The 20,287-nt window shown below is 59.1% G+C and carries 19 protein-coding genes and 1 tRNA gene; 6 read left to right on the top strand and 14 right to left on the bottom strand.

The features are described 5' to 3' along the window. Positions 1–2: 2 nt before the first annotated feature. The 6 genes from era to ACM561_RS10180 form a co-directional block, all read right to left on the bottom strand. Entirely contained in the window at positions 3–914 is a 912-nt protein-coding gene (gene era / locus ACM561_RS10155; protein WP_425904835.1) for a GTPase Era, read from the bottom strand. After that, positions 911–1,711 (bottom strand): ribonuclease III, encoded by an 801-nt coding sequence (rnc, locus tag ACM561_RS10160; protein WP_425904836.1) that lies wholly within the window; start codon positions 1,709–1,711, stop codon positions 911–913. Before rnc ends, era begins: the two co-directional genes overlap by 4 nt. After that, on the bottom strand, positions 1,708–2,466 hold the full coding sequence (lepB, locus tag ACM561_RS10165) for a signal peptidase I (RefSeq protein WP_079446709.1): 759 nt from the start codon (positions 2,464–2,466) through the stop codon (positions 1,708–1,710). The genes rnc and lepB overlap by 4 nt, the downstream gene beginning before the upstream one ends. A 265-nt stretch (positions 2,467–2,731) precedes the next feature. Beyond that, complete coding sequence (gene acpS / locus ACM561_RS10170; RefSeq protein ID WP_425904838.1) at positions 2,732–3,151, bottom strand: holo-ACP synthase; 420 nt, start codon at positions 3,149–3,151, stop codon at positions 2,732–2,734. Continuing rightward, positions 3,148–3,918, bottom strand: coding sequence for a pyridoxine 5'-phosphate synthase (locus ACM561_RS10175; RefSeq protein ID WP_425904839.1), 771 nt, complete (start codon positions 3,916–3,918; stop codon positions 3,148–3,150). Before ACM561_RS10175 ends, acpS begins: the two co-directional genes overlap by 4 nt. 142 nt (positions 3,919–4,060) lie before the next feature. After that, on the bottom strand, positions 4,061–6,346 hold the full coding sequence (locus tag ACM561_RS10180; protein WP_425904841.1) for a RelA/SpoT family protein: 2,286 nt from the start codon (positions 6,344–6,346) through the stop codon (positions 4,061–4,063). A gap of 401 nt (positions 6,347–6,747) precedes the next feature. Between ACM561_RS10180 and ACM561_RS10185 the strand changes: the two genes are divergently transcribed. Continuing rightward, on the top strand, positions 6,748–7,044 hold the full coding sequence (locus ACM561_RS10185; protein WP_425904843.1) for an ArsR/SmtB family transcription factor: 297 nt from the start codon (positions 6,748–6,750) through the stop codon (positions 7,042–7,044). A 69-nt stretch (positions 7,045–7,113) separates the two neighbouring features. Here the strand turns inward: ACM561_RS10185 and ACM561_RS10190 are convergent, their stop codons facing one another. Both ACM561_RS10190 and rpoZ read right to left on the bottom strand, forming a co-directional pair. Continuing rightward, positions 7,114–7,362: a hypothetical protein gene (locus tag ACM561_RS10190; RefSeq protein ID WP_425904845.1), complete on the bottom strand. Its 249-nt coding sequence runs from the start codon at positions 7,360–7,362 to the stop codon at positions 7,114–7,116. A 441-nt stretch (positions 7,363–7,803) separates the two neighbouring features. After that, complete coding sequence (gene rpoZ, locus ACM561_RS10195; RefSeq protein ID WP_079446711.1) at positions 7,804–8,196, bottom strand: DNA-directed RNA polymerase subunit omega; 393 nt, start codon at positions 8,194–8,196, stop codon at positions 7,804–7,806. Between the two features lie 340 nt (positions 8,197–8,536). Here rpoZ and ACM561_RS10200 point away from each other — a divergent pair, with 340 nt between their 5' ends. Both ACM561_RS10200 and ACM561_RS10205 read left to right on the top strand, forming a co-directional pair. Next, entirely contained in the window at positions 8,537–9,154 is a 618-nt protein-coding gene (locus tag ACM561_RS10200; protein WP_079446712.1) for an NYN domain-containing protein, read from the top strand. Continuing rightward, positions 9,132–9,833 carry a uracil-DNA glycosylase gene (locus ACM561_RS10205; protein ID WP_425904847.1) on the top strand — a complete coding sequence of 234 codons (702 nt, stop codon included), beginning with the start codon at positions 9,132–9,134 and terminating at the stop codon, positions 9,831–9,833. Before ACM561_RS10200 ends, ACM561_RS10205 begins: the two co-directional genes overlap by 23 nt. Before the next feature lie 13 nt (positions 9,834–9,846). On the opposite strand, the gene ACM561_RS10210 is transcribed toward ACM561_RS10205, so the two are convergent. From ACM561_RS10210 to dapA, 4 genes are all read right to left on the bottom strand, one after another. After that, positions 9,847–10,008 (bottom strand): hypothetical protein, encoded by a 162-nt coding sequence (locus tag ACM561_RS10210; RefSeq protein WP_425904848.1) that lies wholly within the window; start codon positions 10,006–10,008, stop codon positions 9,847–9,849. 199 nt (positions 10,009–10,207) lie between these two features. Beyond that, positions 10,208–10,681, bottom strand: a complete 474-nt coding sequence (gene smpB / locus ACM561_RS10215; protein ID WP_425904850.1) for an SsrA-binding protein SmpB — start codon at positions 10,679–10,681, stop codon at positions 10,208–10,210. Positions 10,682–10,748: 67 nt separating this feature from the next. Continuing rightward, complete coding sequence (mscL, locus tag ACM561_RS10220) at positions 10,749–11,168, bottom strand: large conductance mechanosensitive channel protein MscL (RefSeq protein ID WP_425904851.1); 420 nt, start codon at positions 11,166–11,168, stop codon at positions 10,749–10,751. 52 nt (positions 11,169–11,220) lie between these two features. Further along, positions 11,221–12,111: a 4-hydroxy-tetrahydrodipicolinate synthase gene (dapA, locus tag ACM561_RS10225; protein WP_425904853.1), complete on the bottom strand. Its 891-nt coding sequence runs from the start codon at positions 12,109–12,111 to the stop codon at positions 11,221–11,223. A 234-nt stretch (positions 12,112–12,345) separates the two neighbouring features. On the opposite strand from dapA, the gene ACM561_RS10230 reads away from it, so the two are divergent. Next, positions 12,346–14,556, top strand: a complete 2,211-nt coding sequence (locus ACM561_RS10230; RefSeq protein ID WP_425904854.1) for a lytic transglycosylase domain-containing protein — start codon at positions 12,346–12,348, stop codon at positions 14,554–14,556. Positions 14,557–15,106: 550 nt separating this feature from the next. Here the strand turns inward: ACM561_RS10230 and ACM561_RS10235 are convergent. Further along, on the bottom strand, positions 15,107–16,654 hold the full coding sequence (locus ACM561_RS10235; protein ID WP_425904855.1) for a porin: 1,548 nt from the start codon (positions 16,652–16,654) through the stop codon (positions 15,107–15,109). A gap of 681 nt (positions 16,655–17,335) precedes the next feature. Here ACM561_RS10235 and ACM561_RS10240 point away from each other — a divergent pair. Together ACM561_RS10240 and ACM561_RS10245 are read left to right on the top strand one after the other, a co-directional pair. Beyond that, a tRNA-Ser gene (locus ACM561_RS10240) sits at positions 17,336–17,429 on the top strand. A gap of 799 nt (positions 17,430–18,228) precedes the next feature. Further along, positions 18,229–18,411 (top strand): hypothetical protein, encoded by a 183-nt coding sequence (locus tag ACM561_RS10245; RefSeq protein WP_425904857.1) that lies wholly within the window; start codon positions 18,229–18,231, stop codon positions 18,409–18,411. 392 nt (positions 18,412–18,803) lie between these two features. Here ACM561_RS10245 and ACM561_RS10250 read toward each other — a convergent pair whose 3' ends face one another. Beyond that, the gene (locus tag ACM561_RS10250; RefSeq protein ID WP_425904859.1) at positions 18,804–19,640 is read right to left on the bottom strand and encodes a hypothetical protein; all 837 of its coding nucleotides are present in this window, start codon (positions 19,638–19,640) and stop codon (positions 18,804–18,806) included. Positions 19,641–20,287 lie beyond the last annotated feature (647 nt).

The following is a 20,287-nucleotide window of genomic DNA, read 5'->3' on the forward strand; positions in this document are numbered from 1 at the left end:
GCCTATTCCTTGGGAAACTCCAGTCCCATTTCTCGATAACGGTTCGGATCGTCGCCCCACTTCTCACGCACCTTCACGAACAGAAACAGATGCACGGGCTGCCCGATGATCTCGCCGATCTCCTTGCGGGATTCGGCGCCGATCGCCTTGATGGTCGCGCCGCTCTTTCCCAGAACGATCTTACGCTGACTGTCACGTTCAACAAAGATGGTCTGCTCGATACGAACCGTCTTATCGTTGCGTTCGGTCCAGGTGTCGGTCTCGACGGTTGATTGATACGGCAGTTCCTGATGCAGATGGCGGTAGATTTTCTCGCGGGTGATTTCGGCAGCGAGATGACGCAGCGGGGCATCCGACATCTGGTCTTCCGGATAGTGGAACGGCCCTTCCGGAACGCGCTCGGCCAGCGCACGACGCAGATCATCGGTGCCGTCGCCCGACAACGCCGATACCATGAACGTATTCTCGAACGAGAGACGTTCGTTGGCCGCGCTGGTCAGCGCCAGCAGCTTTTCGCGGGGGACGAGGTCGATCTTGTTCAGCACCAGAATTTTCGGATGCGCCACGCCAGCTAGCTTCGTCAGGATGGCGTCGGCCTCGTCATCGATGCCCGCGCGTGCGTCGAGAAGCACGCAGACGAGATCGGCGTCGTAGGCTCCGCTCCATGCGGTCGAAACCATGGCGCGATCGAGCCGCCGCTTCGGGACGAAGATACCGGGAGTATCGACCAGAATGATCTGGGCGTTGTTCTCGACAACAATGCCGCGGATCAGCGCACGGGTGGTCTGCACCTTGCGCGAGACGATAGTGACTTTGGAGCCGACCAGCGCGTTCACCAGGGTCGACTTGCCGACGTTCGGTGCTCCGATCAACGCCACGAAACCGCATCGCGCAGCCGGGCCGGTCTCGCTCACTTGACACCTTCACGAGCGATCATGGCGGATGCCGCAGCCTTCTCCGCCGCACGCTTACTTCCGCCGATACCTTCCGAAGCCTCCAACCCCGGCAATTCCACCGCAACGCGGAAGCGCGGGTCGTGATGCGGCCCGGTGCGCTCCACTTCGCGGTAAACCGGCGTCGGCAGCCCCTTGCCCTGCGCCCACTCCTGCAGCACGGTCTTGGGGTCGCGCAGCGGTCGCACTGGCTTGCGCATCCGCTCAAGCCAGTTGTGTTCGACGAAAGTAGCTGCCGCCACATAGCCACCGTCGAGATAAACCGCCCCAATCACCGCCTCGCAAATGTCGCCGAGCACGGACCGGCGTAGCCGAGCCCCGGCGCCAGCGCCGACCGCGCCGAGCTTGACGCCCTCTTGCAGATCGAGCGACTTGGCAACGTCGATACACGTCTCCTTGCGCACCAGATCAGCCAGGCGCTTCGACAATTCGCCCTCATCCGCCTGCGGGAAGGCACGGTAGAGCATGTCGGAAACCACCAGACCGAGCACGTGATCGCCGAGGAATTCGAGACGCTGGTAGCTATCGCAGCGTCCGCGCGATGACTTTAGCGCCGAGACATGGGTGAAGGCCGTCGTGAGCAGCGAGATATCAGCAAACTTATGACCCAACCGCTGTTCGATCGCGGCCATAATGGCTTTTGTGGTGGTCCGGGCTCGCTTCTTCTTCGGGGCAAGCGCCACCGGCTCCGCGCCGGATGGCACGGCTACGTCGTGGGGAGGCGGGACTGGCTTAATATCAGCCGATTCGTCGATCATCGCACGATGGAGAATATGCGATTCCAGCGCACCGCGGCGGGCCAGCGCCAAATCTGCCAGGCATGCTCGCCCTCCGCGATCGAAAAGAAGATCATCTGCGCCCGTCCGACCAGATTCTCGAACGGCACATAACCAACCGCGGAGAGCACGCGGCTGTCGGTCGAGTTGTCGCGGTTGTCGCCCATCATGAAGAAATGGCCCGGCGGCACGGTGTAGACGTTGGTATTGTCGTAGAAGCCGTTATCGACGCAATCGAGCGTTTTGTAGGTGACACCGTTCGGCAGCGTTTCCTGCCATTGCTTTACGCGCGCCGTCGCATCGGAGCCGCAAGGGTCTTCACCCACGAAATCCGGCAACCGTTCGCGCTGCACCGGTGTGTCGTTGATGTAGAGCAGCCCCTCCTTCATCTGGATGTGGTCGCCCGGCAGCCCGATCACCCGCTTGATATAGTCGGTGGTGTTATCCTTCGGCAGACGAAACACCAGGACATCGCCCCTGTTCGGTTCAGAACCGAACACCCGCCCTGAAAACAACGGCGGTGAGAATGGGATGGAGTAGTGACTGTAGCCGTATGAGTATTTCGAAACGAACAGGTAGTCACCTACCAATAGCGTCGCCTTCATCGAGCCCGAGGGGATGTTGAACGGCTGGAACAGAAAGGTCCGGATCACCAGTGCGATTAGGAGAGCGTGGATAACGACACGGACGGTCTCGCCGACGCCGCTTTCAGTTTTGGTTCCGGATGACACGCTCATCGTTTCCCTATCTCGGTGGCCGCCGCTTCGAAGCGATGGCAAAGCGTTTCAAGCGAAGCGTATCCGTTCCGCACAATAACGCAGTGAATTCTGGTATTTGGACGAACTCGCACGCAATTCGTCACGATTCGAGCTGATTCACCCTGATCGTGGTCCCTGCGGCGTTTTAGACGGTTGTTTACGACCGCGCAATCAACCGTGTCGTGAAAATCATATAACTATCTGATAAATAGCATATTTTAGTTTAAGCCTATTGCCAGCCGACTCAAAATTTGCCCGGTGCGACGGCCGAAATTATGACGAAAGCCTGCGCCAACGGCCAGTCATCGGTAAGGCTTACGTCAATGCGGGCCTCAAGGCCGGAGGGCGTGAGCAGTTCCAGCCGCTTCAGCGCCCCGCCTGTTAGCCTCATAGAGGGTTGCCCGGTCGCCAGACTGATGACGCCCATGTCCTGCCACCATACGCCCTGCCGGATTCCGGTCCCGAGCGCCTTGGCGCACGCTTCCTTCGCGGCAAACCGCTTCGCATAGGTCGCAACCACCATCTTCTCATTGCTGGCGCGCCGCTCGGCCTTCGCCCGCTCGACCTCCGTGAAGATCCGGTTGAGAAATCGATCCCCATGACGCTCCATGACTGTCGCCACGCGGCGAATATCGATCAAGTCGGAGCCGATGCCAATGATCATGCCGTCCGCATCTTCAACGTTGCGCGTCCGCGATCCATGGCCGCACGCATGGTGCGAACGGTCTCGGCGACGCCGACGAGCAACGCCTCGCCCATCATAAAGTATCCGATATTCAGTTCGACGATCTCGGGCAGAGCCGCAATCGTCTCCGCCGTCGCGTAATCGAGACCATGGCCGGCATGAACCTCAAGGCCCGCCGACTTGGCTAACGCCGCGCCTTCGACAATACGACGCCACTCGGCATCCGCCTTCTCTTTGTCATCTTCCACGACAGCATCGCACCAGCCACCGGTGTGAATCTCGATCACCGGCGCGCGCAGTTTCGCCGCAGCCTCAATCTGCCTGGGGTCGGCGGCGATGAACAGCGAGACCCGGATGCCGGCGTCGTTCAGTTTTGCGATGAAAGGCGCCAGCGCGTTGTATTGGCCGGCCGCGTCGAGACCGCCCTCGGTGGTCAGCTCCTCCCGCCGCTCGGGGACCAGACAAACGGCGTGCGGTTTGGTGGCGAGCGCAATCCCTTGCATCTCCGTCGTCGCCGCCATCTCGAAATTGAGAGGCTTTGCAATTCCAGCCTTTAGCCGCGCCATGTCGGAGTCGCGAATATGACGGCGATCCTCGCGCAGGTGCGCGGTAATGCCGTCGGCGCCAGCCGCAATCGCCGCGAGCGCTATTCGCACCACATCCGGCCGATCGCCACCGCGCGCGTTACGAATAGTGGCGACGTGATCGACATTAACTCCTAGGCGTATGGATGGAGGATGGGACATCAAACAACTCTAAATCTGCATAGTATCGCGTTGGCTTAGCATCGCGACGTTAAACTAAAATGTGAGCAGTCGATTGTGCCGTCTTAGGAAGACAAACTGAGATTGCACATGAAGGCCGGTCGCGATCCATATCACTTTATTACTAGCCATTGACCCGCTCGACCCGTGCCACAACGTCCTTGGCACGTAACTGGGCGATGATGGCGCTGAGATGCTTGAGATCGTAGACCTCGAGATCGATGGTCATCTCGGTAAAGTCGGACGAGCGCCTCGTCATGCTGATATTGTCAATATTGCCATCGTGCTCGGCGATCACGGTCGCGACCTGCGCGAGGCTGCCGGGTTCGTTGAGGCTATCCAGCACGATGCGCGCCGGGAACCGCTGAGGCGTGGTGTCGTCGACGTCCCAACGAACGTCGAGCCAGCGCTCGGGCTCTTCCTCGAAATTCGTCAGCGCCGGCGACTGAATCGGATAGATCGTGATGCCCTCACCAGGCGTGACGATGCCGACGATACGATCACCCGGCACCGCGCCGCCACTGGGCGCGAACTTGATCGGCAAACCCGAATTGATGCCGCCTATCGGGATCACCGACGGGCCACGAGCAGGATCCGGCAGCGATTTCAATTTGAGTTTCGCCGCCAGACTCTTCTTGACGCCTGGGCGCCCTAAGCGCTCCTCCTTGTAGTCTGGGTACATCGCGCGCGCGACATCGGCGGCGCGCATTTCCCCCCGACCCACCGAAGCCATGACATCCTCAATCGTGGCGCGCGCCAACCGGTGCAACGCGCCGGTGAGCTTGTCGTCGGCGTATTCTATCTTCGCGCGGATGAACAGGCGTTCCACGATCCGCCGACCAAGGCTGACATACTGACCGCGCACGGCGGCTCGCGTGGCGCGCCGGATCGCCGCCCGCGCTTTGCCGGTTGCCGCAAGCGATTCCCAGGCAGATGGCGGTGCGGACTGAGCGTCCGAAGTCAGAATCTCGACCTCGTCACCATTCTGCAATCGCGACGACAGCGGCGCGAACTTGCCGTTGATCTTGCAACCCACCGTGCTGTTGCCGACGTCGGTATGCACGGCGTAGGCGAAGTCGATGACATTGGCGTGCCGCGGCAGCGCGATCAACTTCCCCTTCGGGGTGAAGCAGAAGACCTGATCGTGAAACAATTCGAGCTTGGTGTGTTCGAGGAACTCTTCCGGATTGGCGCTTTCCGATAGCATTTCGATGGTATGACGCAGCCATGCGAACGCATTGGACTCGCGATTGAGCAATTCGGTCGGCGAGCCCGCGCCTTCCTTGTAAAAGGCATGTGCGGCGATGCCGAGCTCGGCGATGCAATCCATCTCCTCGGTTCGGAGCTGCAATTCGACACGCTGATTGCCAGGTCCGATCACCGTGGTGTGGATCGAGCGATAGTCGTTCTGTTTCGGAGTCGAGATATAGTCCTTAAAACGGCCTGGCACGACCGGCCACGTCATGTGGACCACACCGAGAGCGCGATAGCAGGCTTCGACATCGGGCATTACGACGCGAAATCCGAAAATATCGGAAAGCTGCTCGAACCCGACCGACTTTCGTTCCATCTTAGTCCAGATCGAAAACGGCTGCTTACGACGACCGCTTACCCGCGAAGCGATACCTTTGTTCGCAAGACTGGTCGTGAGCTGGCTCTCGATCTCGCCGATGAGGTTGCGGTTACGCTCGGCCAGCGCATCAAGCCGCTGCCCCACCACGGCGTGGGCTTCCGGATCGAGGGTCTGGAACGCCAGATCCTCAAGCTCCTCGCGCATCTCCTGCATACCCATGCGGCCTGCAAGAGGCGCGTAGATGTCGAGGGTTTCCTCGGCGATGCGCTGACGCGACATCGGCGGCACGAACTCGAGAGTACGCATGTTGTGCAGCCGATCCGCAAGCTTGATCAGCAGCACGCGGACGTCGTCAGCAATCGCCAGCAGCAATTTGCGCAGATTTTCGGCCTGCTTGGCCTCGCGCGAGACCAATTCCAGCCGTTTCAGCTTGGTCAGGCCCTCGACCAGCGCACCGATCTCTGGCCCGAACATGTTGTCGATCTCGGCGCGGGTGGCCTCGGTGTCCTCAATGGTATCGTGCAGCAGCGCCGCGACGATGGTGGCATCGTCGAGCTTGAGACCGGTCAGGATGGCCGCCACCTCAAGCGGATGGGAGAAATAGGGATCGCCCGACGCCCGTATCTGTTCGCCATGAGCTTTCATGGCATAGACGTAGGCTCGGTTCAGCAAATCCTCGTCTGTGTCCGGGTTGTAGGAGCGAACGCGTTCGACCAGGTCGTACTGACGCATCATTCGCGGACGCGGCGGCTTGACGGGGGCAGCCGGCATCGGCGCCGCTGCGGCCGAGTCGGTCGCGGCCTCTATCTGTCGCCTTCTGCGAGGCCAACCTGTCATAGAACCAAGTGTCTTCATCGCGCGAAACCCGCCGTTCACCCTCCAGTATCTATCCTAGATTGTCTTGACCGAAAGTCGAATTCGATCTTCGGGCACACCCGATCTTAATAAAACCCAGATGCCTATCCATGCGACCGGCGCAACCGGTGCGCGATTATTTTCTAGCTGCCTCGACTTCCGAAGGACCTAACGGTGATCAACGCCAGAGCCGTTATTGGACCATCTTACTGCTGAGAAACCGACAAATATTCACCGCGTCCCGACTTAAGCCGATCGAAAGCGAAAGAGCTTGGTGTTTTACTAGCCTGCCTTCTCCTCGCCCTGGCCCTCGTCCTCGCCCTCGACACTTGACAGTGATCGCACGTTATTCCATAGTATATTGGAATGTTGGAAGTAGGATGATGGTTGATTTTCATCGGCATCAGCTCGAGCTGGCAGCCGAAATGCTCAAGGCACTGGCTGACGCAAACCGGCTTGGTATCGTCTTGCGATTATCAAAGCGCGAACTGAGCGTCGGAGAACTCGCCGAGATCGAACAGGAGAAAGTCACAACCATATCCGCCCGTTTGAAGGTCTTGCTGACGGCGCATCTCGTCAAACGGCGACGCAAAGGCCAGACGATTTTTTATTCGCTAGCCGATACCCACGTTCTCAACCTCGTGGACAATGCGATCGGGCACGCTTGTGAAGGCCACTAAACTTCAACCAGGAAAGGAACGTACATGACAGCTCATACCCATGCCGATCATTCCCACAAGCACGGACCTTCATGCGGCCATGTCGCGGTCAAACATGGCGATCATGTCGATTACCTGCATGACGGTCATCTGCACCATCAGGCGGGCGACATCGTTGAAGAGCACGCCATCGACGTCAACGCCAAGAATCCCGACCGTTGCACCCCAGAATTTGGTCATGCGGGCCACGACGCCGGCCATGTCCACGGCCCCAACTGCGGACATCAGGCCGTTCCTCATGGCGATCACGTCGATTACCTCGTGAACGGCCGGCTTCATCATCCTCATGGTGATCATTGCGATGACCACGGAACGATTGAGGTTGTCGCTAGCTAAGAAGCATCAATTTTGGCGTTGGCCGCCCTGCTTACAGTGCGGCCGGTGACCGTTGCCGAAACGGTTGGCGACCGTGGCGCGCCTCAGGCATGCGGGTTATTGATACTTAAGCGGAGTTCGCGCCCATTTACTTGATCGAACAACCGTATCTGGCCCTACAAAAGCAAGATTCCGGGCGAGTTCGGCTGGACCGATGCCGCTCTCGCGCGCAACATGAGGATAAACTTCGCACGGGCTATGAAGCGGTCGCCGATACGACACGCTGTCACCCCGCGCAAATATTCTGCGAGAAGCCACCTTGAGCCCAAACCCAAACCTCTGTGGTCAGCTAAATCGGAAACCTGACCCGCGGGTACCTGACCCCTCAGAGTCGGCATAGGTCTATCATTCGTCCTCTTCGGGTTGTTCCTCGCGAGGCGCGAGTCCCTCTAAGCCTTTCAGCAGTTCTTCCTCCGTCATGCGCTCGACGGCAACCTCGGTATCGTCCGCATCGACGCTTGCCCCGGCTGAACCGATCAAAGGCACGGTGTCGGGCTCGGGCTCGTCGACCTCGACAAACTTCTGCAAGGAGTGAACCAACTCTTCGCGCATATCCTCCGGGGAGATGGTCTGTTCGGCTATCTCACGAAGCGCAACAACGGGATTCTTGTCGTTATCGCGATCAATCGTAAGTTGCGAACCGGATGAAATCGTCCGCGCGCGATGGGCGGCCAAAAGAACCAGGTCGAACCGGTTGTCGACTTTATCAATGCAATCTTCCACGGTGACGCGCGCCATCGCCTGTCGCTCCGTTGCAGGGCTGAAACTGGTGAATATATACGCTACGTATAGAGCGTTTACGGGTTTCGCAACAGGGAATTTAGCATTTGGCGTGACGGCCGGTCTCTGGTACCCGTTATTGGAGCCAGAAGGCCTGCGTCCGGAGAAGCGTGGAAAAGGGTCCTGACCGGACAACAATTCGCTTCATTGCTTCTCCATCGTATCACGCTGCCTTTGCCTCAACCTCATTGCGCATATTGGCTTCTTCAGTCTGATCCGCAAGACGCGATGCATCATTGAACCGTGGGGCTGAATTCAGCCGCACCAATAACGCGAACAACGATCACGAGAACGCTCGATGCCATCTGCCTCCAACAAGATCGCGCTTTTCATCGATGGCGCCAATCTCTACGCAACAGCCAAGACGCTTGGCTTCGACATCGACTACAAGCGCCTCCTGAAAGAATTTCAGTCCCGAGGCACCCTCATCCGCGCTTTCTATTACACGGCGATCATAGAGGATCAGGAATACTCATCGATAAGACCGTTGATCGACTGGCTTGACTACAACGGCTACACGGTGGTCACGAAAGCCACCAAGGAGTTCATCGACGCCAGCGGCCGTCGCAAGGTCAAGGGAAATATGGACATCGAACTTGCGGTCGATGCGATGGAGCTTGCCGAGCACGTTGATCAGATCGTGCTGTTCTCGGGCGACGGCGATTTCCGCTCTCTTGTCGAAGCGGTACAACGTCGCGGCGTTCGCGTGACCGTTGTTTCCACAATCGCAAGTCAGCCGCCGATGATCGCCGATGAGCTACGCCGTCAGGCCGACGTCTTCACCGATCTCGTTGAGTTGCAGTCGAAGCTCGGCCGCGACCCGTCGGAGCGTCAATCGCGCCACCACGCGCCGCAGTTCCTGCAGCGCACCGCCACTATGGCACCCCGGAGCGATGACGACGACTTTGAGGACTGAAACACGCCCGCGCACCCGAACCGCTCGGTCCGGCGCGGCTTCCGCCAGTTCAGAACCAGGCCGTGATTGTCCGCTCTGCCCGCGGCTGGTCGACTATCGCCTTTCGGTGCGGGCGCGCGAGCCGGATTGGTTCAACGCGCCTGTGCCTTCTTTCGGCGACCCCGACGCGGCCGTTCTGATCGTCGGCCTGGCGCCGGGCGTGCAAGGCGCCAACCGCACCGGGCGACCCTTCACCGGAGACTATGCCGGCGACTTGCTTTACGCGACACTTCTCAAATACGGCTTTGCCGCCGGACGTTACCAGGCCCGCCCCGACGATGGCCTCAAACTGATCGATTGTCGCATCAGCAATGCGGTACGTTGCGTGCCGCCGCAAAACAAACCTCTACCGGTCGAGATCAACACCTGCCGCACGTTTCTCAGCGCCACGCTTGCGGCAATGCCCAGATTGCGAGCGATGGTCGCACTCGGCCGCGTCGCACACGATTCCGCTGTGAAGGCGCTCGGAGTCCGCGCTGCCGCCGCACCCTTCGCCCACGGCGCCGTGCATCCTGTCGGTGCGGTGAGACTCTATGATAGCTATCACTGCTCGCGCTACAACACCAACACGCGCGTCCTGACGCCCGCAATGTTCGAGAGCGTATTCGCGCAGGTGCGTGCCGATTTGACCTACCGCTGAAACTCCGGCAAGTCTATCCCGGCTCCGTGAAGCGGATTCCCATCATCTCGCCATTTCGCCAGACGCGCTCGCATTCCCTCGGCGCTGAATTCGGCACCAGCGCGACGCCGAAACGCTTTGGCACAGTCAGGCCGGAGGCAATCACCAGGCGCGCGCCATCGTGGGAGATGTCCATCACCTCACACTCCGATTTGGATCTGCCCTCGACCGAGTCGAGCACAAGCCACGCTCGTTGATGCCGCCGACGCATCCGCCGAATCGCACGTTTCTGTTTGATGCGCATGTCGAGAGCCAATCACCTCAACCCTAAAATTAAGTTGAACCGATCCTTCAAAGTTTAACGACCGGATCGACCTCCGTCAGGCTTGCTACTCTCATCCCCTCGCCCGCAACAACCGGCCCTTTTCGCGGCCCCAGTCGCGCTTCTTCTCGGTCTCGCGCTTGTCGTGCAGTTTCTTGCCCTTGGCGATCGCCAGCAACAGCTTGGCCCGTCCGCGTTCGTTGAAATAGAGCTTGAGCGGAATCAGCGTCATCCCCTCACGATCGACCGCACCCATCAGCTTGTTGATCTGCTTCCTGTGGAGCAACAGCTTGCGCGGCCGCTTCGGCTCGTGATTGAAGCGGTTGGCTTGCAGATATTCGGGGATGTTGGAATTGATAAGCCAGATTTCGCCGTTCTTTGAATCGGCATACGATTCGGCAATCGTGGTCTTACCGTTACGGATCGACTTGACCTCCGTCCCGGTCAGCACAATGCCGGCTTCGACGGTATCCTCGATCGCATAGTTGAATCGCGCCTTGCGATTCTCCGCGACGACCTTGATGGCGCGCTCGCCTTTCTCGGCCATATCCCTGAAACCTCCAGGCGTTATCTTTCGAGGGACGGCGGCGACACCGATCTGGCGGCGTTGCGTCCTATACCTTCGCTTTCAGGAGATCGCGAATCTCGGTCAGCAATTCTTCCTCGCGAGAAGGCTTCGGCGGCGCGGCAGGCGCTGCCTCCTCCTTGCGCTTCAGCTTGTTCATGCCCTTGATGACCATGAAGAGGACGAAAGCAACAATCATAAAATTCAACGTCAGCGTGAGGAAGTTGCCCCAAGCCAATACTGCGCCTTGCTTCTTCGCATCCGCAAGGTTGGTCGCAGTGACGGCCTTCGAAAGACCAGTGAAATAGTTGGAGAAATCGAGGCCGCCGGTGACGGCGCCGATGATCGGCATGATGACGTCGGCTACCATCGAGGACACAATGGCCCCGAAGGCGGCGCCGATGATGACGCCGACGGCGAGATCGACGACATTGCCCTTCATCGCAAATTCACGAAATTCTTTGAGCATCGCAATCTCCAGCGGTCCTTCACCGCCACGTGCGGCAGCAATTAGCCCCCAGTCAGTTCATCAAACCGGCATGGACCATGGCATCGCGGATGAGCTTTCCGGTCGGCGGGGTCACCGGCATCAGTGGCAGCCGCACGACTTCGTCGATCCGGTCGAGCAGCTTGAGCGCATGCTTTGCTCCGGCGAGACCAGGTTCCTTGAAAATAGCATCGTGCAGCGGCACCAGGCGGTCCTGAATTGCGAGCCCGGTGGCATAGTCGCCCTTCAGGACAGCGGACATCAGGCCCGCACACAATTTCGGCGCGACGTTCGCGACGACGGAGACGCAACCATGTCCGCCCGCCGCCATGAAGGCGAGCGCTGTCATATCCTCGCCCGACAACTGGATGAATTCTGGCCCCATCGCCCGGCGCTGCAGCGAGACCCGCGCCAGATTGGCGGTAGCATCCTTGACGCCGGCGATGTTCTTCAGTTCGAATAATCGCGCCATTGTCTCGACGGAAAGATCAACGACCGAGCGCGAGGGAATGTTGTAGATAATGATAGGAATACCAATCGCATCGTTCACGGTCTTGAAGTGTTGGTACAAACCTTCCTGGGTTGGCTTGTTGTAATACGGCGTCACCACCAGCACCGCGTCAGCGCCGGCCTTCTCGGCATGCAAGGCCAGATCGACAGATTCGCGGGTCGAATTTGAACCCGCGCCCGCGATCACCGGCACACGACCCCCGGCCTCCTCGATGCACCATTCCACGACCTTGCGGTGTTCGTCGTGGCTCAGCGTAGGACTCTCACCAGTTGTGCCGACCGGCACAAGCCCGTGGATTCCTTCGGCGATCTGCCAACTCACCAGACTGCGAAAGGCGGCCTCGTCGACGGAGCCGTTCTTGAATGGCGTCACCAGGGCCGTATACGATCCTTGGAACTTCGCCTTGCTTGCCATTAGTCCGCTCCAACACGTTGCGCGGCTTCGCCGTCTGCCGATTTTGATGCTGGATCAGTCATATCGGGTCTGACGCTGCCACGAAAGGTCCACGGCTGAAGCCATGGCCGCGATTCCGCCGTTGTCGAGGCATATGATCGCAATGTCGGGGTTTTAGTGTTTTGTCCACACATTCAATGAAATAGTAAATAAGATTTTAGAGGCCTGCTTAATTCGCTGAAAAAGGGATTTGTCGTGACATCGCCTGCCCGTGCATCAAAGCTACGAACCGCGGCTTTAAGCGCGAGTCTGGTGGCGGCCGCGCTCTGGGCGGGGATCGCCCATGCGGAGAAAGTCGCCAAAAGTCCCGCGCCGAAGTCGAAACCTTCAGGCCACGCCGTTCCAAAACCCGTCTCCGGCCATGGGCACGGCAAGACCGTCGCTCCGAGCAAAAGCAAGGCCTCCGCGGCCTCGATCATTCAACCCGCCACACGTCAGCACGCCACGCTCCCCGCGCCACCGGCTCGCAAGCCCGCTCCCAGAGCTGCGATGGCCGCAACGTCATCGACCTCGCGCACCGATGTCGCTGCGCTTGAGAATGTCATAGACCTTACCCGCAAGAATAAATTTTCGGAGGCCAACCAGGTCCAGGCCACCATGACAGACCCGGTGGCTCGCAAGCTCGCCGAATGGATCATCCTGCGCAGCAACGACAACGGCGCGCCGACCGAGCGCTACCGCGCCTTCCTCGACGCCAATCCGAGTTGGCCCTCGCAGACATTCCTGCGCCGGCGCGCGGAAGCTGCGCTATGGGACGACCATCGCGACGGCACCACTGTGATGGCCTGGTTCGAAAATGAACGACCACTGTCGGGCAAAGGACGCTTTGCTCTGGCAAGCGCGCTTCTCACACGCGGAGACCGCGCCCGCGCCGAGCAATTGGTCCGCGAGGCCTGGCGAACCGATGCCATGTCGGCCGCGGTCGAGGGAAAGGCGCTGGAGATGTTCGGAGCGCTGATTACGCCGAGCGACCACAAGGCACGCATGGATTATATGCTTTACGGCGAGGACCGCGAAGTCGGAATGCGTGCGGCGCAGCGTCTCGGAAGGTCGCAAGAGGCCCTCGCCAAGGCGCGAATTGCGGCCGATCACAAATCGTCCAGCCTGCGCGCACTGCTCGAGAAAGTACCACACGAACTGCACAGCGATCCTGGCTATGTCTTGGCCTACATTCAGCTACTGCGTCGTGAAGAGAAGTTTGCGGAAGCTGCGCGGCTGATGCAGAGCGCACCGCGGGATCCCAACCGACTTTACAATGTCGATCAGTGGTGGATCGAGCGGCGGCTACTCGCGCGCAAGATGATCGACGTCGGAGAGTACCACACCGCGTATCTCATCGCTCGCGACGCGGCGCTCCCCGCGCGCGATATCTACAAAACGGAACAAGAGTTTACCGCCGGCTGGATCGCTCTCCGCTTCCTCAAGGACCCCAATACGGCTGCCCGGCATTTTGCGCGCATCGGCGTTGGCAGCGTCAATCCGACCGCGCTGGCGCGGGCTGGCTACTGGCAGGGTCGCGCCGCCGAAGCGGCAGGCCGGATTCAGGAGTCTCGTCGCGCCTACGCGTCGGCAGCGGAACAATCCACCAGTTACTATGGTCAACTCGCACGCGCCAAGCTCGGGCTCCCGCAGATCGAACTGCACAGCGTTCCAAGCAGCCGGTCACGGGGAATCGAGCGGCTCGAGATAGTCCGCGCCACGGAGCTTCTCTACGCTCTCGGCAAAGACGACCTCGCAATTCCGATCCTTGCCGATATAGGCGCAAACGGCGACCCCGATGCGGTGTTGGGGCTTGGCGAACTCGCCGCACGTCATGGCGACGCGCAGGGAATGCTGCTCGCCGGCAAGGCCGCGCTAAATCGCGGTTTGCCATTCGATTTCTATGCCTACCCGGTCAGTGGAATGCCGCCGGTCAAATCAATTGGACCGGATGTGGAACGCAGCATCATCTATGCGATTGCCCGACAGGAAAGCGCCTTCAATCCGTCGGTGGTCTCGCCAGCGCACGCCTACGGGCTGATGCAAGTGACGCCGGATGCTGGACGGTATGTCTGCAAGAAGTACGGCGCCAGCTTCGACCTTCATCGCTTGAAGACGGACAGCGCCTACAATGCTGCACTCGGCGCAGCGGAACTCGGCGGCCTGCTCGAAGACTATCGCGGCTCTTACATCATGACGTTCGCGGCCTACAATGCCGGCCGCGGCAGCGTCCAAAAATGGATCGCGCGTTACGGTGATCCGCGGGATCCGGGAGTCGATGCGGTGGACTGGGTCGAACTGATCCCGTTCTCGGAGACGCGCAACTACGTGCAGCGAATAATGGAAAACCTGCAGGTCTATCGCGCCCGCTTTGGCGGCGGCTCGAAGTTACAAATCGAGGCGGACTTGCAGCGCGGCGCTAACTAGTGACGTTTGAAGGCGGATAACGCCTCGTGCCGGGCACAGTCCACGTGGTGGAGGAAACGTCCTTGGTGATCCTCCTTGCCGGCTGCGGAACTTCGTTTGCGGAACAAAATTGACGCGAGTGCCTGGAGCAACGGAGCCTGCGCGCAGGCTCGATCCATCCGTCCCATTCTAGAGCATTTTTGTTTCTAGCTGAATCAGAAGCGAACTCTGGATTGTTGTTTAACGCATTTTCTTCGCGCGAACCGGCATCTACTTCGCTAAAAAACGCTAGGGACACTCCAGCAGTACCGCATCCACGCGTGAACACCGCAATATCGGATTTGTCGCCGCTATCTCCGTCGCCGATGAAAGTGTCCAGGCTGCTCGCGACCCGCGGCCAAGCACATCGGACTATCCCCTATCACTGGTTCGGACGATCGTAGTCCTTGTCCCGCTCAGCGGCGGCGCAGCACCTTCCTGAAACTGAGCAAACATCTGGCTTCGCCACAAAATAAAACCCCGGTGGTCTCCCGCCGGGGTTTTATGAGAGTGTGTCGTCAGACGATGTGTCTTACCAGGTGCGCTGAGCGCGGAACATAACGGTCCAGATGTCCTGATCCTTCAGCTGATAATTGCCTGTCGCCTTGTAGACCGCGTAGTTGTTTGGAAGATTCGCCACACCGGCGTGCTTTTGATCCAACATGGAGTACACGCCTTCCGTCGTGAACGTCAGGTTCTTGACTGGCGTCCAGCGAAGGTTCGCACCGACCTGCGCGATGTTGAAATCGGGGTTGCAGGAGGTGAAACCCGCACCAAGGGCCCTCGGAATTGAGACACCGCACATATATGACTTGGCTTCGCCGGTGAAGCTGACCGCTGCATAGGCGCCGAATACCGAACTGCTCCAGTGCGGACTCCAGTTGTGGGTGAAGGCGCCGCGCATGCCCCAGGTCGAGACCAGTTGAAGCTGGCCGTTGGGTGCATAGACAGAATCGGGAGCAAAGCCGAAGCCAACGCTGCTAATGCCGCTGCCGCCATAGATGAGGTTTGCACCTGCCAAAGCGGTCATGTCCTGGATGTTGTAGCGGGTCGCACCGTTGGTGTAGACACCCGAGACATTGATCACGTCACCCGGACCAGTCGGGATGTTCTTGATCGTCAAAGCGCCTTGACCGGCCCAACCCCACTTGCCTCCGGGACCGCCGCCGGTTTCAACGCCAGTGTAGTAAGCTGGGTTGTTATGATGCCCTGCGAGCGAGGCCTGGAACATACCCCAAGCTTGATCGACGCGGAGCTGGCCGACGATATCCGGAAAAGTGGTTCCACCATAGGCGCTGAGGCCGTAGCCGAGCTGGGGGGTGCCGTAGGGAACGGGACCGAAGAAGGGGGGTTGAACATCGAGGATGGCGTTGCCGGGCGGCGCTATCCCGAGGTTTTGAATGCCGGGCTGGTAGTATGCGCTCGGATCCTGCACCCCGATCGAAGCTGATACGCCGTTGCCGAACTCTGTCGTGTAGGTGAACTGGTTCACACCCGTGAGCGCACCGCCACCGCCGACAAGACCGTCATAGACGTTTCCGGGATATTGCCCCCAGGGAGCACTAAACTGAGAGGCAGCTTTACCGATCGTGAAGCCAGCAAACTGGATGAAGGCGTGGAACACGCCAAGCTGGCCGCCGAGGACGCCACCGTTCGGATTTCCGTCATACGCACTGCCGCCGACGCGCAAACCCTGGTAGCCGCCCGAGGTCCAGGTGAAGACACCCTCGAAAAAGGTGCGAACCACGCCGTACTCTGTCGCGGTCCGGGTGTCGACAGTCAGGTCCGATCGCGCGCGCCAAGTGAAAGCGTTGCCCATGCGATTCTGCGCACCGGCCTGATTCGACGTGTTACCTTGGAAGATCGTATTCGTATTGACGCCCAGATCGGCGCGCATATAGCCGCCGAGCTTGATGCAGGTGTCGGTGCCGGGGATGTAATAGAAGCCCGCGCCATACAGGGAGCAGACCTTCACGTATTCGACCGCTTTGGCCTTTAACGGAAGATCGGCAGCGTGAGCCCCGCTTATGACGACCAGCCCTGCCGCCGAGCCGAGGTAAAGGCTCTTCATCAAATTCATCGTCAAACCTCCAAGTTGCTCTGCAGGGCGACCGGGTCCGCTAAACGCAACGCTCAAGAGCGTTTCCCCAATTGCGGGCTAACCGATAGCATTCGTGCTTGCTGACCCCCGCTCAACGCGAGGAGAGACGCAAACGGGCGACCAAACAGCGACCATCTAAAACAGAACGACTTTGGGATGCCCCCCTCCGTCGCACGATCAGAATTACCGAACCGTCTTGCACACGCAATGAAGGAAGCTTCGAAATGGAATAAGTCGAAACGATTTTTGGTGGCATGTTGCGCAAATGGCACATGCTCATTGCTTGGATTTTTTCGATAAGCCATTGGTTTGTAGTATATTTTTCTTATAGCGTGCTTGAGGCGTCTAAAACGGCACTTCCGCTCCACATGACAGGCCATTCGCCTCCCCTTTTCAAACATCGCAAATCATAGACACCTGATTCGATCAGTGGATCGCCGTTTCAAAGGCAGAAAAGCTACACGAATTCAACGTTGTATGCCGAACAATACAATGCGAAGACCTGAACTTCTGCACCGCAAATGCAGGATGAAGCGGTACTCATCGGCATCGGCATTACAGATCTGCGTCACATAGTCTCATGGATTCGCAGTACGACGCCTTAATCTCGCGATCCTGTGCTTGCGGCTGGCGAGCGTGTCAGGCATATCGGTCATCAACGGAGCTGTGGCCGAGTGGCTGAAGGCGGCGGTTTGCTAAACCGTTATAGGGTTGTAAAGCCCTATCGAGGGTTCGAATCCCTCCGGCTCCGCCAATCAATGTTTTATGCAGGTCTCCTGCAATATTCTTCGCAAAATGCTCCCGCATGTGGCGCGGTTGCCGCCAATAGAAGCGATTTCGGCCAGCACAAAACCCGGAACAGTGTGTTTTCGATCCGTTCGCTCTATGATCAGACATGCTCACCAACCACCCCGTCCGAAAGCTCGGCCGCCAGCTATTCCGGCGAATCCCCTTCGCGCATTTTCGCGACGTAGAATCTGGCGCCCTACTGTCCCTCGAGCGCGACCTGAGATTTGTGCCTACACCTGTCTCAAGCGGGATGCGCAAGAGCCCTGGCGAAGGAGCTGGGCCGCCAGAATGCGCTTCGGTTCGAGGCGCACCGCCTCTATCGGGAGCCTGATCTAAGGCGAGCTCATCTCTGCGGTTGCGTCTGCGTTGGGCTATTCGGCGCATTCGCGCCGGATTTCGGTGGCGTGCCGTGCCCGGTTAAGACTGAGAGACTGAGTAGCATCACGAGCACTGCGCCTCCGATAGCCCAGCCGATCGCGGTGTTGTTGACGCGCCTTATATGGTCCTTCCCTCTTGGGGGACTGTCATCTGGGGATGCCATGTTGCCTGCACTCCATGCCTGTCTAGGAACAACAACCGCACAGGGTTTTCACAGTTCCTGATGTAGCCCCGCGCTCGGGCGATCCGGTGTGCGGCGCTCAGGCCAAATGGTGGGAAAAGCGGAAGCTGACGAGGGACAAAAAAAAGGTGGCCCGACTCTGCAAGAGCGTACCGGCTGTCACTATATGTTCGGCCGTGGGGGCAACAAAAAAAGGAGCTCCCCTATGTCCAATCAGAACGAGAAAAATCCGGACCTGCAGCAGCAGAACCAAAGTCAAACTCCGAGCGAGCAGGCCGACGAGGACGAAATCAGGATGGCCGAAATCAGGAAAGCCGTAAGGGCAGATATGATCGACCCGAAGCATCCTCAGGGCCAACAAGATACTGAGTATAGCGGTGGCACCTGATAGGGCCGAGTATCGCCGGGTGGCCCGCTGTACGCCTCACGGGGTCTTTTTGCAGTCGGCTCGTCTCAGCGCTCCCGGTTTCGCTTTAACTTCGCCTGATCGACAGTGCAGTCGGCAACTCTCTGCTTAAGATCGGCGGGCCACCGCTGCGCACCGCGCATCCGGCCAGGTCATCCCCGGTCGGCCCGGACGGGCCGCAGCCCGCGAGGATGATAACCTACCATCCTGCCCGGCCGCTTCTATGCGCCACGGCCCTATTGACGCCCTTGGCGTTATCCTCGTCTTGGGCGGCGCTTGTAAGCCAATAGAGCCCGGCTTTTGGCCGGGCCCTATGCTGGACTCGGCATCTACCGCTGTGTTGGTCCCTTGCCTTGTCGAAATAGCCAGACCCGTTACGGAGATGGCAAGGACGCTCCAGGGACGATGACACCGTCGACGATCGTCGCGGCGCGAACGGTGACCCACTTGTCCACGATCAGCGTGCCGCCCGTTGCTCTGATGTCGTAGTCGAAGTACGTCCATCCGTCTGGTGATGGCACGAAGAAGACGTTCTCGAAGGAAATGCGCGTCGTCCCGGTGTCGGCGTAAATCGCCATACCACGCCCGCCGCCGTGGATAAGAACATTGGTCATACGAACTTCGCCCTGGAAGTTGTCCGCCCAAAACAAGCCTGCAGACCCGATAAAACCTGCGCCGTACTTGCTCACAGCCTCAGCGTCCGTGTAGCTGCGCAGGCAGCTATTGGTGATATCAACGAGGGCCTGCCCACCGGGAGAATACGCCTGAAGCCCGTCGGCGTGGTCCCCAGTCTTGCCAACGCAATTGATGAAGCACTGGTCGATATCGAGGGTCGCGCGCGGAGTTGACCCAACCCCGATTCGCGGGCCTTCGCGGAAATCCACGCGGCATTGTGACATCGTCAGAACGTCGGTCCCATCTCCTTCCCACACGAAGCACGGGACCGCGCTGGTGTAGCTTGGGTTATCGTTCCAATCCTTATTGTCATAGGTGGCGTTCGTGACCGTTGACCCGCTGCCGGCGGTGTTGCTCGCGAACCGGCTGTCATCCCACGACATCGGAATGCCACCGCTAGGACCGCCGCCACTCCGCGTTTCGACCGAAACGACGGCATAATTCTTACCGTCCAGTGTATTGAAGCCGAGACCGCTCACATCGGCCACGTCCCAATGCGTACCGCTCTGCCAATAGGTGTCTGCATTGGTGGCCAATGCGTTTGTTCGAGTCGATGCCTGCCCTGAGCCCGCCAGTCGTGTAGGAGACGACGATCTGGTCTCCCTCATTCAGATCAAGCCCAGAACAATCTGTCCAATCACTGGTTTGAGGTGTTGTCGCATTAGCAAAACCGCTCAGTCCGCCGAACAAGGCTTCCACAGGAGTTGTCAGCGTGTTGGGATAAAGTGGCACACCCGTATCGCGCTTACCAAACCCGAGGCCAACAGTGTGAGTGCGTTCGTCGATCCCGGCGCGAGCGTAATTCGAAGCTGTGTCTGAGCATCAGCCGTAATGGTGCCGGACACACGGAACGTCGTGTTTATGTTGTTATCGTCGGCGTCCAGAGCAGGATCGGCGGAGAAGATTGTTACAGGCCCTTGAGGAGTCGGTGGCGCTCTCCGCGCGCCCAGACTGAGGCCGAATTGAAGACCGCCTTACTATCTAAGAGCGAAATAATTTACAATTAAAAATTGCATAAATGATGCTACACAACCTACATTTCGGTCAACGCTGTTGCTTAGACGCGACCGAACCAAAGATGAAGCGCAGCAGGTTCACCGAAGACCAACGGGATATCGCCGCAAGGATAGCGTGAACAACGTCAGCATCTGGAAGTGAAGGCCGCGTGGGTCGCAGAAGCGTG

The organism is Nitrobacter sp. TKz-YC02 (assembly GCF_049852135.1).
Taxonomy (GTDB): Bacteria; Pseudomonadota; Alphaproteobacteria; order Rhizobiales; family Xanthobacteraceae; genus Nitrobacter; species Nitrobacter vulgaris.

Excerpts from the sequence above, each read along its gene's own strand:
- rnc (WP_425904836.1), bottom strand. The coding sequence starts at position 1,711 with ATGATCGACGAATCGGCTGATATTAAGCCAGTCCCGCCTCCCCACGAC.
- ACM561_RS10175 (WP_425904839.1), bottom strand. The coding sequence starts at position 3,918 with ATGTCCCATCCTCCATCCATACGCCTAGGAGTTAATGTCGATCACGTC.
- ACM561_RS10180 (WP_425904841.1), bottom strand. The coding sequence starts at position 6,346 with ATGACAGGTTGGCCTCGCAGAAGGCGACAGATAGAGGCCGCGACCGAC.
- smpB (WP_425904850.1), bottom strand. The coding sequence starts at position 10,681 with ATGGCCGAGAAAGGCGAGCGCGCCATCAAGGTCGTCGCGGAGAATCGC.
- acpS (WP_425904838.1), bottom strand. The coding sequence starts at position 3,151 with ATGATCATTGGCATCGGCTCCGACTTGATCGATATTCGCCGCGTGGCG.
- mscL (WP_425904851.1), bottom strand. The coding sequence starts at position 11,168 with ATGCTCAAAGAATTTCGTGAATTTGCGATGAAGGGCAATGTCGTCGAT.
- ACM561_RS10190 (WP_425904845.1), bottom strand. The coding sequence starts at position 7,362 with ATGAAGCCGGCCGTTCACGAGGTAATCGACGTGATCGCCATGAGGAAC.
- dapA (WP_425904853.1), bottom strand. The coding sequence starts at position 12,111 with ATGGCAAGCAAGGCGAAGTTCCAAGGATCGTATACGGCCCTGGTGACG.
- ACM561_RS10185 (WP_425904843.1), top strand. The coding sequence starts at position 6,748 with ATGGTTGATTTTCATCGGCATCAGCTCGAGCTGGCAGCCGAAATGCTC.
- ACM561_RS10210 (WP_425904848.1), bottom strand. The coding sequence starts at position 10,008 with ATGGACATCTCCCACGATGGCGCGCGCCTGGTGATTGCCTCCGGCCTG.
- ACM561_RS10205 (WP_425904847.1), top strand. The coding sequence starts at position 9,132 with ATGACGACGACTTTGAGGACTGAAACACGCCCGCGCACCCGAACCGCT.
- ACM561_RS10235 (WP_425904855.1), bottom strand. The coding sequence starts at position 16,654 with ATGAATTTGATGAAGAGCCTTTACCTCGGCTCGGCGGCAGGGCTGGTC.
- lepB (WP_079446709.1), bottom strand. The coding sequence starts at position 2,466 with ATGAGCGTGTCATCCGGAACCAAAACTGAAAGCGGCGTCGGCGAGACC.
- ACM561_RS10200 (WP_079446712.1), top strand. The coding sequence starts at position 8,537 with ATGCCATCTGCCTCCAACAAGATCGCGCTTTTCATCGATGGCGCCAAT.
- ACM561_RS10245 (WP_425904857.1), top strand. The coding sequence starts at position 18,229 with ATGTCCAATCAGAACGAGAAAAATCCGGACCTGCAGCAGCAGAACCAA.
- rpoZ (WP_079446711.1), bottom strand. The coding sequence starts at position 8,196 with ATGGCGCGCGTCACCGTGGAAGATTGCATTGATAAAGTCGACAACCGG.